The sequence below is a fragment of the Halomonas sp. SIMBA_159 genome, from assembly GCF_046536035.1.
GTDB lineage: Bacteria > Pseudomonadota > Gammaproteobacteria > Pseudomonadales > Halomonadaceae > Vreelandella > Vreelandella venusta_A.
This window is the reverse complement of the sequence record NZ_JAWJBT010000903.1, coordinates 1-260: the sequence shown is the minus strand read 5'-3', so window position 1 is coordinate 260 and position 260 is coordinate 1. Positions and strand designations below refer to the sequence as shown.

Genomic DNA, 260 nt, shown 5'->3' with positions numbered 1-260 from the left:
CCTGAGTCATGTTGCGACGTGCTTTTTCCATTGCCTTTTGAATAGCAGCAGGAACTTCACGTGCTTTACCATAACCAAAACCAACGCGACCATTACCGTCACCAACTACGGTCAAAGCGGTGAAAGAGAAAATCCGACCACCTTTAACAACTTTTGACACGCGGTTTACTGCAACAAGCTTCTCTTGTAAATCAGATTGTTGTTTAGTTTCTTCGTTAGCCATGAGCTACTCCTAGAACTGAAGACCGGCTTCACGCGCC

At 45.8% G+C, this 260-nt stretch carries 1 protein-coding gene; it reads right to left on the bottom strand.

Annotated features, from left to right (window positions below; all coding sequences use genetic code 11):
* The coding region (locus R0J87_RS21865) for an uS5 family small ribosomal subunit protein (RefSeq protein WP_498888936.1) at window positions 1-223 on the bottom strand (223 nt) is incomplete at its 3' end.
* Window positions 224-260: the final 37 nt, after the last annotated feature.